This window comes from Candidatus Omnitrophota bacterium (assembly GCA_014728045.1).
In the GTDB taxonomy this organism is placed as follows: Bacteria; Omnitrophota; Gorgyraeia; order Tantalellales; family Tantalellaceae; genus WJMH01.
This window is the reverse complement of the sequence record WJMH01000018.1, coordinates 94,167-111,672: the sequence shown is the minus strand read 5'-3', so window position 1 is coordinate 111,672 and position 17,506 is coordinate 94,167. Positions and strand designations below refer to the sequence as shown.

The 17,506-nt window shown below is 51.0% G+C and carries 15 protein-coding genes and 3 tRNA genes; 4 read left to right on the top strand and 14 right to left on the bottom strand.

The window, feature by feature from the left end; all coding sequences use genetic code 11:
• The 6 genes from GF409_07190 to GF409_07165 all read right to left on the bottom strand — a co-directional run.
• Nucleotides 1–350, bottom strand: a 350-nt coding sequence (locus tag GF409_07190; GenBank protein ID MBD3426992.1) for a hypothetical protein, incomplete at its 3' end; no start/stop codon positions are given.
• Between the two features lie 21 nt (nt 351–371).
• Entirely contained in the window at nt 372–758 is a 387-nt protein-coding gene (locus GF409_07185; protein MBD3426991.1) for a hypothetical protein, read from the bottom strand.
• Nucleotides 759–760: 2 nt separating this feature from the next.
• A complete protein-coding gene (locus GF409_07180) occupies nt 761–1,891 on the bottom strand; it encodes an ROK family protein (GenBank protein ID MBD3426990.1) in 1,131 nt (376 codons plus the stop codon).
• A 166-nt stretch (nt 1,892–2,057) separates the two neighbouring features.
• Entirely contained in the window at nt 2,058–2,447 is a 390-nt protein-coding gene (locus tag GF409_07175; protein ID MBD3426989.1) for a hypothetical protein, read from the bottom strand.
• An 85-nt stretch (nt 2,448–2,532) separates the two neighbouring features.
• Nucleotides 2,533–4,371, bottom strand: a complete 1,839-nt coding sequence (locus GF409_07170; GenBank protein ID MBD3426988.1) for a tetratricopeptide repeat protein — start codon at nt 4,369–4,371, stop codon at nt 2,533–2,535.
• Nucleotides 4,372–4,390: 19 nt separating this feature from the next.
• A complete protein-coding gene (locus GF409_07165; GenBank protein MBD3426987.1) occupies nt 4,391–5,881 on the bottom strand; it encodes a tetratricopeptide repeat protein in 1,491 nt (496 codons plus the stop codon).
• 107 nt (nt 5,882–5,988) lie between these two features.
• On the opposite strand from GF409_07165, the gene GF409_07160 reads away from it, so the two are divergent.
• From GF409_07160 to GF409_07150, 3 genes are read left to right on the top strand one after another with little or no spacing between them, the layout of a single operon-like run.
• The gene (locus GF409_07160; GenBank protein MBD3426986.1) at nt 5,989–6,402 is read left to right on the top strand and encodes a hypothetical protein; all 414 of its coding nucleotides are present in this window, start codon (nt 5,989–5,991) and stop codon (nt 6,400–6,402) included.
• 18 nt (nt 6,403–6,420) lie between these two features.
• Nucleotides 6,421–7,476, top strand: coding sequence for a redox-regulated ATPase YchF (gene ychF / locus GF409_07155; GenBank protein MBD3426985.1), 1,056 nt, complete (start codon nt 6,421–6,423; stop codon nt 7,474–7,476).
• 6 nt (nt 7,477–7,482) lie between these two features.
• Complete coding sequence (locus GF409_07150) at nt 7,483–8,271, top strand: glycosyltransferase (protein MBD3426984.1); 789 nt, start codon at nt 7,483–7,485, stop codon at nt 8,269–8,271.
• A 52-nt stretch (nt 8,272–8,323) separates the two neighbouring features.
• Here GF409_07150 and GF409_07145 read toward each other — a convergent pair.
• Together GF409_07145 and GF409_07140 are read right to left on the bottom strand one after the other, a co-directional pair.
• A tRNA-Leu gene (locus GF409_07145) sits at nt 8,324–8,409 on the bottom strand.
• Between the two features lie 23 nt (nt 8,410–8,432).
• Nucleotides 8,433–8,510 (bottom strand) — tRNA-Glu (locus tag GF409_07140).
• A 206-nt stretch (nt 8,511–8,716) separates the two neighbouring features.
• Between GF409_07140 and GF409_07135 the strand changes: the two genes are divergently transcribed.
• Entirely contained in the window at nt 8,717–11,974 is a 3,258-nt protein-coding gene (locus GF409_07135) for a hypothetical protein (protein MBD3426983.1), read from the top strand.
• Between the two features lie 59 nt (nt 11,975–12,033).
• On the opposite strand, the gene GF409_07130 is transcribed toward GF409_07135, so the two are convergent.
• From GF409_07130 to vorB, 6 genes are all read right to left on the bottom strand, one after another.
• A tRNA-Gln gene (locus GF409_07130) sits at nt 12,034–12,108 on the bottom strand.
• 61 nt (nt 12,109–12,169) lie between these two features.
• Nucleotides 12,170–13,855 carry a glutamine--tRNA ligase/YqeY domain fusion protein gene (locus tag GF409_07125; GenBank protein MBD3426982.1) on the bottom strand — a complete coding sequence of 562 codons (1,686 nt, stop codon included), beginning with the start codon at nt 13,853–13,855 and terminating at the stop codon, nt 12,170–12,172.
• 5 nt (nt 13,856–13,860) lie between these two features.
• On the bottom strand, nt 13,861–15,144 hold the full coding sequence (locus GF409_07120) for a glutamate--tRNA ligase (protein ID MBD3426981.1): 1,284 nt from the start codon (nt 15,142–15,144) through the stop codon (nt 13,861–13,863).
• Between the two features lie 3 nt (nt 15,145–15,147).
• The gene (locus tag GF409_07115; GenBank protein MBD3426980.1) at nt 15,148–15,816 is read right to left on the bottom strand and encodes a 2-oxoacid:ferredoxin oxidoreductase subunit gamma; all 669 of its coding nucleotides are present in this window, start codon (nt 15,814–15,816) and stop codon (nt 15,148–15,150) included.
• Complete coding sequence (locus GF409_07110) at nt 15,714–16,451, bottom strand: 2-oxoglutarate oxidoreductase (GenBank protein ID MBD3426979.1); 738 nt, start codon at nt 16,449–16,451, stop codon at nt 15,714–15,716. Before GF409_07110 ends, GF409_07115 begins: the two co-directional genes overlap by 103 nt.
• Nucleotides 16,448–17,503, bottom strand: a complete 1,056-nt coding sequence (gene vorB, locus GF409_07105; GenBank protein ID MBD3426978.1) for a 3-methyl-2-oxobutanoate dehydrogenase subunit VorB — start codon at nt 17,501–17,503, stop codon at nt 16,448–16,450. Before vorB ends, GF409_07110 begins: the two co-directional genes overlap by 4 nt.
• Nucleotides 17,504–17,506 lie beyond the last annotated feature (3 nt).

Sequence of the window (17,506 nt, the reverse complement as noted above, 5' to 3'; positions counted from 1 at the left end):
TTATTGAATACGGTCTGGGCTTCACTATCGGAGGGGTCTATTTGGAGCGCTTTTTGTATATACCTTTCAGCACGGGAAAGTCTGCCGCCGGCAAGATTTTGCCTTGCCCTCTCTATGAATCGGGCAATCTGTTCACGGCTCTCAGCTGTTTGCTGGGGATCATCCTGGCTAGTTTGTGCTTCTGCTGCATTCACATTACCACAGATGGCCATTAGAACAACAATGAGAACCGTGCACGCCTGTTTAATATATTTTCTAAGTTGTAAGCTGTTACCCAACCTCAGCACCTCAAAATATTTATTTTGGAACTCTGTTACAACTGAATTCGCGCGATCCTGTGAACTTTTCATCTGACAGCTGACGCTATTAGCTTATTCTTCGTTGTTTTCACCTTTGGATTTCTTGGCTTCGGCTTCCTTTTTCTTCCTTTTCCGGTACTCGCGCATATACTCACGCATATACTCACGGTGTCTCTCTTTATTGGCTTCCCGGTAAAGCTGCAGATACTCCTTGTGTTTCCTTCGCCAATCGAGCGACCGTTCGCGACAAGCCTGCTTCCACGATTTGTCCTGGGATTCCTTGTACTTGAAGTAGTTTGGATTTTCCTCCCTCCAGGATTTCATGTTGTTAAGCTGCCGCTGGTACTGGCACTCCAAGCTCGAACAAACCTGCTGGTTCGGCCGATACTTGTTCGGAATAAAAGGTTTGCCGCAGATGGCGCACTTTTTTTCCATTCGTTTGTTTTTTTCTTTTTCCATAATCACCCCTCCATAAATAGCTCTCGACGGCATAAGGAAGCAGCTCCGATGGACGGTGCTTCCTCTCCCAGTTTCCCTGGGACGATCTTTAAGTTCTGTTTCTTTTCTTTGTGCAGGAACCTCGCTGAGCTTTCTTTTACAAAATCCAAAAAGCGGCCTTCTTTCTTTTCCGTGCCTCCTCCGAGTATGACCATTCCGGTATTGAACATGTTCACAAGGTACGCTATCCTGACGCCCAAAGCCAGGCCCGACCGCTTTACCAGATCTTCCGCCAGTTCATCGTCGTTATCTGCCGCCCTAAGGACGACTTCAAGCGTTATGGCGTCAATATCGCCATCTACCATGTTCACAATATCCGTACCCACCCCTTTACCCACAAGGTTCTTCGCTGTCTCGACTATACTGAACTGGCTCCAGGAGCGCAGATATTCGCTGGTATCGCCGTTATCTTTTTCTCTGGCTTCAAAGATCATCTCGCCCTTGAGCACTACACCATCGCCGACGTCCGAATACATGTACAGGACATCCTCCCCTCCGGTCACACTGCCAAAATCCCTTTCCCCGTAACCGGCGGCAGTAGTATCCGAAGTAATGTATACATCGCATCCGAATGTACGGCTTATCCCATCGGCCAGTATGTCGCTCGCCTTGGAATTCTTTTCGGAAAGAATAGAAGATACGGCAAGACCGGCGCAGCAGAATTCGGAATCTTTAAGGCGACTGGCTTCGTCGATCTTTGAAACTATCTCTTTTATCTCCTTGTTCTTCCCTTTTATTTTATTCAATAGACCCACATTGATGATCTCTCTGTCCAGCGTCTCGCCCTTCAGATCCATTACAGTAAGCACGCATTCCTCATAATTGAACCCCACACCCAGTATCCTGCCATAAGAAGTGTTGAACTTGACGGTTTCGCCCTTGTCACCGGAAACCTCCAGGATATCCTTTTTCACACAGGAATTGATAAAGCCTGCCACTTTATCAGCCGGTTCACCGGCTCTCTTACTGATCTCGCTAATGGAAGGTTTCTTCTCTGTCTTCAGGATGCCTAGAATATCAAGCCTGAATTGGTCCTTCTCGTTCTCCGGGCATACCCTGAAAGCTCTAACGGTCTTTTTCGTCCTGGCCATCATATCCTCCTCAAAATAAAAAAACAAAACCTAGTTTTGATGAATATTTTTATTATCTAACTTTTGAATTGCTAGTTATATTAATATACATAACTATAGATTAAAAGTCAATTTTTACACACATAATTTATAAGCTGAGTTAAAATAATTCAATCTGTATAGAACAGATTCAGCCTTGTGTCTCTTCGTAAGATGTCAGGATGATTATCACCAGGGAATGATATAATATCGAGATCCCGTCTTTGATATGCACCGGCAAGATCGTAAAAATGGACCCGGAAAATGTCAATAGACCTGAATATATGAGCAGTTTAGTCAAAATAATATACCCGCTGAAGAAAATAAGCAACCGTATAGCCCATCTTCTCCTGTTTAGAACCCCTATACCTAATATGAATGCTGTTATTGCCGTAAGTGTAACAAATATATATACATTTAGTGGTTTTGGGGGAAATCCGGGAATCCCACCGAATCTTATATAACTCGAACCGATCAAAGTGCAGACACCTATCAGGATCTCCAGCCATGCAATCATATTTACCGGGATAAGCTTCTTCATTGATTTTGAGCACATTTTTGGGTTTATTTCTTAAAATATGTGCTATTTATGCCCTCTTTATGGGATAAAGATTAAGAAACAAGGCTTATTTTTGTCTGCTCGCTCCACTTAGATGTAGTTTTTTGAGCACTCTTTCTATTGAAGGCTGTTTGGGCATTATCGCCAGAGACCTCTGAAAAGCGTCTATGGCCCCCTCTTTATTCCCCATTCGTATGTACACCCGACCTATCATGTTCCATGCCTGGTAAAGCTGGGGGAGTTGTTCGGTTGCGACCTTAAGCTCTTTAAGCGCTTCGCCGTATTTTCTGCGCTGGAAGTACACTATCCCCAGATTATAGTGTGCTATAGGATAATTATATTTAAGACCTATGGCTTTTTCCAGGTATTCTTCCGCCTTATCGGGCTGTTTTTTATGCAGGTACGCGCTTCCTATATTGCCAAAGGCCACCGCATAGTTCTTGTTTATGTCTATCGCCTTTCTGTACTGCTCGATGGCATTCTCTATCTGGCCCTTTTCATAATAGGTATTGCCGAGGTTAAGATACAGTCTGGCGTTCTTGGGATGATATTTAAGGGTGCTGTTAAAGAAGGATATCTCATCCTTCCAGTCCCTGTTCCTCAGGACCGTAGCTCTTGCGTAGAGTAAAAGAACAAGCGCAAGAGCCAGCAATAATCCTATCCTCAGGGGCCGCTTTCCGGCCAGTTTCCCGGCATACAACCTGTAGACCCCGACACCAACGAGCATGAACGGCCCTATGGAAGCTATGTATATCCAGTGTTCCGCGAGAAAACTGTTTATGGGGACTATGTTCGAGACCGGCAGCAGGTTGGCAAAGAACCATACTATCGCGAAAGACACCAGCCTGTTATGTTTATAGGTTTTTATCGCCGTCCATATCACCGCCGCGATGAAGATAAGCGCGATCAGAGCCGAGGGATGAAAAACGCTTTTTGTGATCGCGATAGACCTTTCCATGTGCAGGCCCACCGGGAATATTAATAGCTTCACGTATATGATAATAGTCCTGAAGAACGTCATGAGCCTGAGTGCAAGCGGTATCTTGTTGAAAGCTGAAGGCGGCGCTATATCGGCAAAGCTCAGCACCGTCGATCGCAACCATGCATAAATGACCACTATCGCCGCGTAAGGGACCCAGCTCCATTTAAGCCTGCGGAAGATATTATCCTTCTCCGTCCTTCTCAGAAAATAAAAAAGATACAAAAATATCAGAAGAGGCATGGAGATTATGACCTCCTTGGAAAGCAGCGACAGCACGAAGAAGGCGATAGAAAGAACGTAAGAGACCCTGGCTCCCCTGCCAGCACCGCCCCTCCGGGCGAAGGATATGAAACTTACGACCGAAAGCAGCATGAAAAGCCCGTAAAGGGGATCCGCCCTGCCGGCTATATATGCCACCGCCTCGGTATGCACCGGATGTACCGCCCAGAAAAGAGCCCCGACGCCGGCTATCATCAGGTTCTCCGAAAGCTTCAGGATAAAAATGAACACCATCACCGAAACCAAAGCCTGCAGCAGGACATTGGTCAGGTGGTACCCGAAAGGATATTCGCCCCACAGGAAATAATCTATCATGTTCGATATCTCCTGGATGGGTCTGTAAAAATTGTTTATGTTCTCGCTTCCGTAGCCCACATAGGTCTTGAAGACGTTCTTTAAGTGTACGAAGCTCTTTATCTGGGAGTTGTTGAGGATAAGATATTCATCGTCCCATATAAAATCCCCCTTGAGCGTGTTCGCGTAGACCATAAAAGCCACGCAGAAAACGACCACGCACATTACAATAACGTGCCATGTTTTATATGGTCTTGCGTATTTTTTTGATCCGGCTGCTTCGGCCTTCTTCTCTTGCCGGGGACTCTCCACAGGTGCCTGCTCGACTTTTTTTCTTCTTTTTCTCTTCAAAACTTCCTCCAGCTTTTATTTATATTTGATCGGTGATGCCCATTTTTTTTATAAGTATCCCTACTCTGCCCGGGTCCAGCTCTCTGGCCCTGTCCAAATACTGGCGGGCCTTCGCGCGATCGCCCCTGCGCATATACACCCTGTACAGGTTGAAATAAGCCATCCCTGTGTCGGGCTTTATCTCAAGGCATTTCCAGAAATATTCCTCCGCCTTGTCCAGGTCCCCGCGGGATAGGTATGCCACGCCAACATTATTGTATATCTTGAACTCCCTGGGGCTGAACCTGATAGTATTTAATCCCAGGGTTATTTCGTTCTTCCAGACCCTGTTGTGCGATACTGTTACGGCTGCCATTGTGGCAACGTACATGCCGACCAGAACTGTTACGGCCCAGCGCGTGACTTTAACAGAAGAAGAGGCCAGTTTCGCGTAAATGCTCGATGCGACAGCAGCTATCGCAAGGAAAAGCCCGATCGAGGGCACATACAGCCAGTTCTCCGCTATCGTATAAAAAAGCGGCGCTATAATGTTCAGTGTGGGGAATATCATGACCGCGAACCACAAGAGCCCGAACCAGACGGCTTTTTCTTTTTTCCTCATGCGGTAAGCGTAGAAATATATCAAGCCGACCGCGACCAGGGACAGCAGAACTTTGCCTTCGAACAGGGTGCTGGCCAGCCAGGGCTGCCTGCCCATGTGAAGGTCAACGGGCAGGAACAAAAGCCGGAAATACTGGCCGGCGACATAAGGGGCCGTCATCAGCCTGTTCGCCAGCGGAAAAGGCGCCATGGCACCCTCGACGAAAAAGCTCATCTTTGTTGCACGGAACAAAACATATAAGAGTAAAACCGCCCAGAAAGCTGCTTGCCAGGGCCCTTTTCTTTGGGGTGCCTGAACTTTTGTGTACCTGCGCCCGTAAAGTTCGAAAAGCGCGATAGCGAACGGTATGATCATGGCCGTCTCTTTTGCCATAAGCGACAGCCCGAAGAAAAACACCGAAAGCGCATATACGGCGAGGCTTTTGCCCCCGTAGCGGAATTTTATGTAAGAGACGAAGCACCCCAGCATGAACACACAAAGCATGGAATCGGCCCTGCCCGCTATATACGATACGACCGTAGTGTGGACTGGGTGGACGCAGAACATTACTGCCGCCATAAAAGCGACCGGCCTGCTTTTAAAGAGCAGCAGGATAAGGGTATAGACCATGATGACCACGGCAATATGCAGCAGGATGTTGGTCAGATGGAATCCCGCGGGATATTCACCCCAAAGGAAATAATCTATCATGTAGGAGGCCGTCTGCAGCGGCCTGTAATAGTTGACATTGCCGTAAATCGTTGTCGGGGACGTGAACGCCCTGGGGAGATTGTTTATCTGGTGAATGAGATCGTACTGCACGATCATGGGCTTGTCATCATAGACAAAATCCCCGCCCAGGGAATTGGCATAAACAAAAACCGCCGCCAGGACCAGCAGGATGATATGTAAGGTTCTTGATCTAAGCATATTGCACCGGATAACTGATCGACCACTAAAGTATAACACACAAGGGGCGTTTTCTCCAACAGGCTGTTCTATTGCGGTATGCCGTTTTTCGTGATATCATACCATTTGTGAAAAAGATCCTTTGGTTCATATCTATCATGTTTTTGCTCTGCGGGGCGCTTACCGCCCGAGCGGAAGAGGAGTTCTACATAGTTACCAACGGCCCGGTGGCCGTGGGCGGCGGGATGATCCGCCATTACATGGTCAAAAACGGCAATCGCCGTGCGGTACGGTACAGTTACGGCGGAGTTGACGAGGATGGCATCCTCGTCAAGAAAAAGACGCGCTGCCCCCGCACCGGTCTTTCCCGGAAGGAACTGCTGCGCATACCTTTCGTGCGCCCTTTCCACAGAAAAAGGGCCTGGCTGGAAGTGGGCACCCATACGGTGCTTCTGACCGTGAATGGTTACGGCAGGGTCCTCGTAAAAGAGGTCCGGGACAAAAAGATCATCAAGGGAGGGCCCAATGCCAATGTGCGCTGAACAGACAGAGGTGCAGCAATGAAACTCGGGATCATCGGACTGGAGAGCTCCGGTAAAACCACCGTTTTCAACGCGCTCACGGGCGCCGAAAAAGAGGTGGGTTCTTTCGGTAAGATCGAGGCTCATCTGGCAGTGGTGAAAGTGCCCGACGAACGGCTGGACTGGCTTTCGAATCTCTACAAACCCAAGAAGACCGTGCATGCCACGATTGAGTTCGTCGATATCCCCGGCAGCATAAATGACTCGTCCGACCCAAAGGTCATCGCATCGGCCCGCGAAGTAGAAGCCTTCGTTTTCGTGCTCAGGGCTTTTGAGAACCCCAACGTGCCCCACCCCATGGAAACGATAGACCCGCAGCGGGATTTCGAGCAGATAAAAACGGGGCTTATCGTCGCCGATATGTCCATAGCCGAAAAGCGCATCGAACGGCTTGACAAATCCGTATCCAAGGGGGCGGGGACCGAAGAGGAAAAGACGGAACTGGCAGCGCTCAGAAAAGTGATGGAAAAACTCCTGGAGGAGCTTCCCGCATCCGAAGCGGAACTGACCGAAGCCGAAGAAAAAACCGTAAGGTCTTTCCAGTTCCTCACACTGAAGCCCTATCTTACCCTTCTTAATGTTTCCGATAACGCGCTGAAGTCAACCGAAACGACCGATAACGTCAAGGATCTGCCCAGCTGCATGGCCATGTCCGCGAACATCGAGATGGAAATACGCAAGCTAGATGAAGAGGACCGCGAGGACTTTCTCGAGGATCTGGGCATTGAAGAATTGTCGCTGAACTCGTTCATACGCAAAGCCTATGAGACCCTGGGGCTTATCTGTTTTTTTACGGTCGGAGAGGACGAAGTGAGGGCCTGGACCATTCCTCGCGGACTTACCGCGGTCAAGGCCGCGGGGAAGATCCATTCGGATCTGGAGCGAGGCTTCATCCGCGCCGAGGTCTTCTCCTTCGAGGACCTTAAGGACGCCGGTTCGGAACGCGAGGTCAAGAATGCGGGCAAATTCCGCCTGGAAGGCAAAGATTACGTGGTCAAGGATGGCGATATTCTTTCGATAAAATTCAACGTGTAACCGGGGATGAAGATGGATAAACCTGATCTGGCAGTAGTCGTAATTACCAAGAACGAGGAGAAAAAGATACGCAGATGCCTCTCCTCCGTTTCCAGTCTGGCCTCGCAGATAATCGTCGTGGACGATGTCTCCACGGACGATACGGCTGGCATAGCCCGGAGCGAATTCGCGGCCAAAGTGATAGTCAACCCCGCCTCGGGGAACTTCGATAACCAGCGCAATCTGGGCATTGAAGCGGCTGAACGTGAATGGATCCTTCAGATGGACGCCGATGAAGAGGTCCCCGAAGAAACCGCCAGGGCCATAAAAAACGCTATTGCCGGTGGAACTGATGCGGCGGCCTTCTCCCTGGTGCGCCGCGACTGTGTCTTCGGTGTTCCCCTCAAGCACGCCGGTCAGGAGAAGGCGGTCAAGCTCTTCAGAAAAGGAAGGGCCCGTTACACGGGAAGCAAGATACATGAAACCCTCCGGGTCGACGGTAGAACGGGTGAAATTGATTCTTTTGTCCTTCACTATAACTTCGACTCGATCCGCCAGGTTATCGCCCGATGGAACTATTATACGGATATCGAATCGGCCTCTTACATCAGGGAGAACGGATACCCGCCGCTTGGGCCCATAAAAAAACGTCTTCTTTACAAATCCGTGAAACTTTTCTACAAGCATTACATCAAAAGGGGTGCTTCCAGGGACGGAGTACATGGGCTGATCTGGGCGGTGCTGCACGTGATAAGCCCGCTATTGTTCTGGCTAAAGGTCTATGAAAAAAGCGTGAAAGAGAACTTCGGAGGATAGAACGGCCCTTACAGGAAAAAACCCGCTGTATGCAGCGGGTTTTTTTGTTAGATGGTGCGCGAGGCGAGATTTGAACTCGCACAGGGTCTCCCCCGCCAGCCCCTCAAGCTGGTGCGTCTGCCGTTCCGCCACTCGCGCAAAACCGGTCTCAGATATATCAATGGCAGCCCCAAGGGGATTCGAACCCCTGTCGCCAGAATGAGAATCTGGTGTCCTAGACCGGGCTAGACGATGGGGCCACCGATTAAATCCTGCTTCTGTAGGTAAAAATGTTAACATAGGGGGGCTGATTTGTCAACTTGAACGAACTCTTCCGGAAGCTGTATTTTGCGTCATCTTCTTTTTTCACAATTGTTACTTTGATATCGTCAGAATTATGATATAACTTTATATAAGGCAATAAGTTGCCCTGTTGTTAAAAATAAAAACCTCGGGAGAGATATCTATGAAAATAAAAACGATATGTTCTTTGGTCATCGCAGGCATGCTTTTATGCGGTCTTGCAGGATCTGCGCCTGTAGCGGAGAGAACCTATTACGGGGACTTGCCGGTTGAGGGTAACTGGCAGATCGACGAGACCAGCCCCCTTTCAATGGAGCTTCCCGGAAAGAAGATCCTGCCTGCTGATATAAAGATCGCCCCCTCCCGGACATATTTCGTCCACTCCGGGGCCCTGGATAAGGACCAGAAAGGACGCATCAGTTACGGAGGGGCCCTGAACCTTAAATATTATTCGGGAATATCCTACGACTACATACAAAAGAACATTCCCGGGAAAACGGTTTCGATCGATATTCATATCCCCGAAGAAGCGATCATCCCGGATAATCCCATCCCGAACAGGCTGCGGGTGGTCATGAAATCCGAGACCGACGGCGAATGGGCCGACTTCTACGATAAAAGCGAATTTATAAATACCCGTAAAGCCGGCACATATCACGTCGAAATGGAGATACCAGAAGAGGTTGTGAGCCGTTACGAAGATCAGGTCTTCAATCCGGAAAACTCCATACTCTTTTTGATAGAATATTACTTCATGGAAGGGGCAAAGCATTTTCCTTTCCTTTCCTTTTCGTTCAATAATTTCGATATAGAAGGCATCGATCTTGATCCGGCCAGCCTGAAATGGCAGATGACAAAGAACGGTTATGCCATCGAGAACGTGTACCTTCCCTCTTTCGTCAAGGGAAGCACGATAATATCGCATATGGGCGGGGGACTGGACCTTGATTTTACCCCGAAAATATCCCCGGCTGCGGGTGCGGACGATCCGTTAACCGGCAACCTTGAAAATTTTTTCTTAAGCTTTTCAGCGTTCGTTCCCAAAGAGCTCCGTCAGCAAAAAGGGACTTTCGCCCTCACCATAAGGGATAACAAGGGCAACGTCCGTTCATCGGTCAAGAACTTCGACTCATGCAATCTCGAGGGCCGCGTCTACCTTACTCTTCCCCTTGACATATTCAGCGGATACGAGAGTCTCCAGGACCTGATCGATAGCTCGCAGTTCACTCTGAGGATAAAAACCCTCGATCCCCATACAGCGAACATGCTGCCGATAGTACTTGAGCCGATGAAAATACGCCAGGGACGGCTTATCCCCTTTGATGATGAATGGCGCCTGCGCGACGTGCAGGGACTCGGGGGCTACCGGGAGATAGACGTCCGTCCCGACGGGAAGATCTCAGAGGGCGGATTAACCGTGCAAAAGATGCGGGAAGACCTTTACCAGCTTGACGCCACCATACGCATGAAGGGGGGCATCGACTGGGAAAACCCGTATTACAAAGTTGAGCTGGTCCGCGAGCTGGGGGATGAACCTGTCGATCTTGATAATATGCACCTGGAAGTGCTGATGAGCCCCCTGACCGACACCACCGACGTGTGGCAGAGACCCTTCAGGGCCAGAATAGGCATTATGGACAATAAGGGTAATATCATGTTCGGACCCAATATATCACTTTCGGAAGGACTGCCCAGCCTTGCGCAACTGGACGTCTCACTGACCAATCCCATGCCAAAGGGGCTTGTAATGCCGGGGTTCGATCCAAAGAGCGTCACCTCAGTAGTACTTAACTTCGAGGCCTCGCACGGGCCCACGGAGATACGAGACATAAAAGTATCCCTGGTGAATCTCGCGATAAGCCCGCGCGAATACACCCGGCCTGCGGGTGTGAAAAACATAGACTTCGGTCGCTTCAAAAGGGACCCAGCATCCTGGCAGATAACCCGCATAGTCCGTGAAGCCGGGGGTTATTTCGTGGGGCTGAACTATCCCTTTACGGTGCTTGATATATCCGAGGCCGTACTAAAGGTTCCCCAGGTCTACCCCGCGGTCGGGATGAAACCCACAGATCCCAGGCATCTGGGACTCTCCAGCGACATGACCAAAAAGACCACTCTTGAGGATTTCACTCTTTTTTCAAACCACAGGATCGATATGGTGCGCCTGTTCATGCTGGGCCACCTTGAAGGGGTCTTCACCTGGGACGAGAAAGGCAGGGACATACTGGGTTTCGGCGAAGGTATGGAGAAGACCCTCCAGGAAATGGCCGGGATGAGCGTGGAGAGGCTCGCCGAATACCTCAACGCCAACGAACAGGCGCTTTTCAGCGCCAACGGCTCTGGAGAACTTCCCGGGGTTGAAAAACACGTTCTCAGGGATTTCCGGGCACTTTTTGACATCCTTGAACAGGTGGAGAAAGATACCGGAAGGCGCCTTTACGTTATCCTCTCGCTTTTCGATTTTCTTCTGGGGGATAATGTCAAGAACGAGGGACCGCTGCGGATGTACACCGTGGGCGAGCATTCCGAAGCAGTGACCGACCCGATCATCAAAACAAAGGTTCTCGCCCTTACCTGGAAGATCATGAAGATAATGAGCCAGGATGAGCGGTTCTCCAGGTATGTCGCTGTGGCGGAAATAATGAACGAACCTGCCAACGCCACCGGACTTGCGACAAGAAAGAACTTCCCTGATCTGGTCAACTTCGTGGGAGAAGGGCTTTACCTTCTGAAAGATGCCATCGGCCCCTCCATACCGGTTTCGGTGGGATTCAGGAGCTGGCCGGAAGACCTCAGGTACTGGGCCCCCATAGCCGGCGGGGTCGATGTTCTGATGATACATTACTGGGAAAGCCTGGAATCTTACAATATCGATGTAGAGGGCCTCTGGCCCATAGACATGTCCACCAGGAAGCTGTGGAAATACCTCGGGCAGAAACCCGAAGGCCGGCCTGTCGGTATGGGAGAAATAGGCCCCAAGGACCTTGAGAAGAACCTGTTCAGGCTCGAGAAGGCCGGATATGACTTCACTCTGCTCTGGTCGTATTCGGGCCATGACAGCTATAACGTCAAGCCTTTCATGGAAAACGTGAAACGTTACCAGAAAGCCAATTATGAGTTCGGCAGGCTCATGGAACTGCCTCTTGAGGACCTTAAAAAGACCTTCCTTTACTTTTTGACGGCAAGGCAGCTCTTTGACGCCCAGTGGGAAAAGATCACACAGACCACGACGACCAACATCGACGACTCTTTCAGGTTATACATGGAAAACCGTGCCAAGAACATTACCTCACCCGTCCTGAGCAGATCCGTCGAAGGCCTGCTGGAAGTCTCGCGTCTTAAGAACATTCCGCTGAACTCGGCGAACATCCGTTATCTGATGCTCAAGACCATCAGGGAAAAGACGATCGAGAATAAATAGGTTCTTGATGCGTTAGACATCAAAAAACCCGCTGAAAAGCGGGTTTTTTTGTATATTTATGGCTGGGATGCCTGGACTCGAACCAGGAACAAATGATCCAGAGTCATTCGTGTTACCAATTACACCACATCCCAGCGCCTATATTGTTCCAGAGGGAATTATTATACTACAAGGCGCTTATTTTTAAAGTATTTTTTACTTCGCCTTCTGCCTTTTGGCTATCTTCGCCCAGGTGTCCCGCAGGGTCACAGTACGGTTGAAAACAGGCCTGGCCGCGGATGTATCCACAGGGTCCGTATAGAAATATCCCTTTCTCTCAAACTGGTACATCCGACCCGGCTCGGGCTCCTTAAGAGAAGGTTCCACCCGGCAGGAGGAAAGTATTTTCACCGAATCAGGGTTTAGGTTCGAGAGGTAATCCTTCCCTTCTTCTGTCTGGTCAGGGTCCCTTTCGGTAAAAAGGTAATCATAAAGCCTCACTTCTGCCTCGGCCGCGTGAAGCGCGGATACCCAGTGAAGCGTGCCCTTGACCTTCCGTCCGTCGGGCGCGTCCCCTCCCTTCGTCGCGGGATCGTAGGTGCATCTGAGTTCGGTAATATTCCCCCGGCTGTCCTTAACGACCTCCTTGCATGTGATGAAATACGCATACCTGAGGCGGACTTCCCGCCCGGGAGCAAGGCGGAAGAACTTTTTCGGAGGGTTCTCCATAAAATCAGCTTTTTCAATATATATCTCCCGCGAGAAGGGCACTGTTCGCGTGCCGGCTTTGGGGTCCTCCGGATTATTAATGGCCTCCAGCTTTTCTTCTTTTCCCTCTGGGTAATTCGTTATAACGACCTTTAGCGGGTCAAGGACCGCCATTACGCGAGGCGCTGTCATGTTCAGCTCTTCCCGAAGGCAGTTCTCCAGCACGTTTATGTCCACGATGCTGTTCACCTTTGACACGCCTATTACATCACAAAACCTTTTTATTGAATCCGGGGTATATCCCCTCCTTCTCAGTCCAGAGATGGTGGGCATTCTGGGATCATCCCATCCGCTTACATGTCCTTCTTCTACAAGATTCAGCAGTTTGCGCTTGCTCAGGACGGTATTGCTCAGGTTGAGCCTGGCGAATTCTATCTGCTGAGAATGGTATGCCCCGAGCTCTTCCAGGAACCAGTCGTAAAGCTGCCGGTGGGTCTCGAACTCGAGAGTGCACAATGAATGTGTAATGCGCTCGATCGAATCCTCAAGCCCGTGGGCCCAGTCGTACATCGGGTATATGCACCACTCCTTGCCCGTGCGGTGGTGCGCGGCGTGAAGTATCCTGTACATTACCGGGTCCCTCATAAGGAGGTTCGGATGCGACATATCTATCTTCGCCCGAAGCGTCCTGGAGCCGTCGGGAAACTCGCCCCCGCGCATAGCCTCGAAAAGTTCAAGGTTCTCCTCGACGGTCCTGTCACGGTAGGGGCTGTCCTTTCCCGGTTCAGTTATCGTACCCCTGTACTGCCTGACCTGGTCGAGGCTGAGATCACACACGTAGGCCCTGCCCTTTTTGATGAGCTCAAGGGCATACTCGTACATTTTAGCGAAGTAATCGGAAGCGAAAAAGAGCCTTCCCTCCCAGTCGGCGCCCAGCCATTTGACGTCCTCTATGATGGAGTTAACGTATTCCTGTTCTTCCTTGCAGGGATTGGTATCATCGAACCTGAGGTTGAACTTTCCGTTATAGTCCCTTGCGATGCCATGGTTCAGGCCTATCGATTTGGCGTGCCCTATATGCAGGTAGCCGTTCGGTTCCGGCGGAAATCGCGTGTGGACCCTGCCCTGGTTCTTTCCCTGCTTCAGGTCCTCTTCTATGATCTGCCTGATGAAATTCGTTCTTGCCTTCTCCATGGTGCTTATCCCGCAGCCCTTCTCATTCTTTCTATGACCTTTGACTTGCCCAAAAGCTCCATCATCTCGAATAGCCCCGCGCCTCTGGTCTTGCCGCTTATCGCCATGCGGGTGGGATGTATTATCTGTGCCGCCTTGAGGTCCCTTTCCTCGGCGATATCCCGGCAAATGGACTCTATCCGCTCGTGGGAGAACTCTTCCAGCCCTTCGAGGGCATCGGCGAAGACCTTGAGGTTCTCCCTGTTCCCCGCGGGCTCGAGGTATTTACGGCGGCCCTTCTCCTCCACCGCATAATCATCCGTGAAAAAGCAGTCGGTCAGTTCGTAAAATTCACCCAGCGTCTTTATCCTGACCTTGTAGAGCCCGACAAGCTCGCGGAAATTCTCATCTGGCATCCCCGAGATGTCTATCCCGCTTTCGGCGAGATGCCTGCTGAGCAGATCGGCCAGTTCTTTTGTGCCGGTGGACTTTATGTATTCGGCGTTGATCCATTTGAATTTCTGTATGTCGAATTTGGACTGCACGTCGGTCAGGTGTCCTATATCGAATATCTCGACGGCCTCATCGAGCGTGATTATCTCCCTGTCGTCCCCCGGGGACCATCCCAGGAGCATGAGGTAGTTTACCACCGCCTGCGGCAGGAAACCCTCCTTTTTGTATTCTTCAACGGACACACCTCCGTGCCTCTTTGAAAGCTTGGCTCCGTCGGCACCCATCATAAGAGGCATGTGACCGAACCTGGGAGGCTCGGCCCCGAAAGCGCGGTAAAAAAGCATCTGCTTGGGCGTATTGGATATGTGGTCATCCCCCCTTATGATATGAGTTATCTCAAGATCCATGTCATCGACCACGCAGCAGAAGTTATACGCGGGCGAACCGTCGGACTTGATCATCACCTGGTCCTTTATCTGGTCGGTGTTGAAGACTATCCGTCCGTGTACCATGTCGTTAAGTTCTAGCGGAACGCCCTTCTCGACACCGAATATTATGGCTTCGCCTTCCCTGTAGGCCTTGCCCTCCTTGAGAAGCTCTTCGGCCCTGCTCCTGTAGCGGTCGAAGCGGTCGCTCTGGTAGACGATATCACCGTCCCAGTCAAGACCCAGCCACTTGAGATCCTCGAGTATCTCCTCAAGGAATTCCTTTCTGGATCTGGTCCTGTCGGTATCCTCGACCCGGAGCAGCATCCTTCCGCCGTTCTTGCGGGCGAACAGCCAGTTGAAAAGTGCCGTTCTGGCGCTTCCCAGATGCAGGTAGCCTGTAGGGCTAGGCGCGAATCTGACGGTCATCATGTTTTATCCTTTCACGCTCCCGGCGAGGGAAGAATCGATCTGGAAACCTTTTTCCACGGCCTTTATGTTCACCGGTATTATCTGTTTTCTTCCCGCCCCCAGGATCTTTACGACTTCTATTAGCACTTCCTTCCCGAAAAGGCCCTTTCTGGAGGCGAATATCCCCGCGGCTATCATGTTCGCCACCCGCACGTTGCCCAGCGCTATGGCCTCGTCGGTAAGGGGAGCTTTGACCGCATCTATTCCCGGCGCCTTCACATCCCCCGAGCACATGGACTCATTGAGTATCACGAGTCCTCCCTTTCTGACTCTGGCCTCGAATTTCTCCAAAGACGGCGCGTTCATGATAACGGCGGTATCAGCTTCGGTCACCAAGGGGCTTCCTATCGGATCAGAACTGATCTTGACCATCGAGTGTGCCGTGCCCCCCCGCACTTCCGCCCCGTAGGACGGCATCCAGGTCACGTTAAGACCGATCATCATGCCAGCCTGCGCCAGGACCTTGCCGAGGGTCATTATCCCCTGGCCCCCGAAACCGGCGCATATTATGGATTCTTTTACTTTGCTTTTCATGTTTCGTCCTTGATCACTCCGAGCGGATATTCCTTCACGACCTCGTCTTTTATCCGGTCCATCGCTTCCTGCGGCGACATGCCCCAGTAGGTCGGGCATGGCGAGATTATCTCCACCATGGAGAAACCCTTGCCCTGCAACTGGCATTCAAAGGATCTCTGTATGGCTTTTTTGGCGGCAAATATCTCTTTCGGCGAATATACCGCCGTTCTCTCCAGGTAAACCACTCCCTGCAGGACCTTCATCATTTCCATCACGTTAAGCGGATAGCCTTCTTTCTGGGCCCTTCGTGTATACTGCGAAGTAGCCGTGGTCTGCCCGAGAAGCGTGGTAGGCGCCATCTGCCCGCCGGTCATGCCGTAAACGCCGTTATTGACGAATATAACCGATATTTTCTCTCCGCGGTTTGCCGCGTGTATTATCTCGGCCGTGCCTATGGCTGCCAGGTCCCCGTCTCCCTGATAGGTAAAGACCAGCTTATCGGGAAGGACCCTTTTCACCCCGGTAGCTACTGCGGGCGTCCTCCCGTGGGCCGCTTCCATCGTATCAAAATCCCAATAGTCATATGCCAGCACCGCGCAGCCTACCGGAGCAATAGCGATCGTCTTCTCACGCAACCCCAGCTGGTCCACTACTTCACATACGAGCCTGTGTATCAGCCCGTGCCCGCAGCCGGGACAATAATGCGTGGCCGCATCTTTCATCGATCCTGGTACCAAGTGTTCTTTTGTCATTTCAGTTCTTCCCGGACCTTTTGTGCGATCTCCTCTTCCGTTGGCACGCCCCCGCCCATTCTTCCGTAGAAAGAGACCTGATCCTTTTTACAGGCGGCCAGTCTGACATCCTCGAGCATCTGTCCGGAGCTCATCTCGACGACGAGGATCTTTTTTCCTTCTTCGGTAAGCCGCTCGATTTCCTGCCGGGGAAAAGGCCATAACGTGACAGGCCTCAGCAGCCCTGCCTTTACGCTGTTATTCCTGAGAGAGTCCACGCAGCTTCTGGCTATCCGGCTGACGGATCCGTAGGCCACTATGACTATATCCGCCTCATCCGTTCTGTAAGCTTCCGCGGTGGTCTCGTTTTCCCGCATGGATTCGTATTTGTTCTGGAGCTTCTTGTTGTGCCGTTCAAGCCCGCCTTCAGTCAGTATAAGGCTTTTTATGCTCTGCGCTTCACGCCCTGCCGCGCCCGTCATAGCCCACGGTTTATCCACTATCCCCGATGGCTTCAGGCCTTCATCGAACTCGATCGGCTCCATCATCTGCCCGAGAAGCCCGTCAGCTAGTATCATCACAGGATTCCTGTATGTATCGGCGAGCGCGAAAGCCCTGTAGGTGTAATCGAACATCTCCTGCACGCTTGAAGGAGCCAGGACTAGTAATCTGTAATCACCGTGCCCTCCGCCTTTGGTGGCCTGGAAATAATCTCCCTGCGCGGGGGCGATATTGCCCAGTCCCGGCCCGCCCCTCATTACATTGATGATGACCCCGGGCAGTTCCGCTCCCGCCATGTAGGAAATGCCTTCCTGCTTGAGACTTATCCCCGGGCTGGAAGAACTGGTCATGGCCCTGGCACCCGCGGAAGAAGCCCCGTAGACCATGTTGATGGCGGCCAGTTCGCTCTCAGCCTGTATGAAAACGCCGTTCTCTTCCTCCATGCGTTTGGACATATAAGCGGTAAGCTCGTTCTGGGGGGTTATGGGATATCCCGCATAGAACCGGCACCCCGCTCTTATGGCGCCTTCGCCGCATGCTTCATTCCCTGTTGAGAGATATTTCTTCTTCATCGG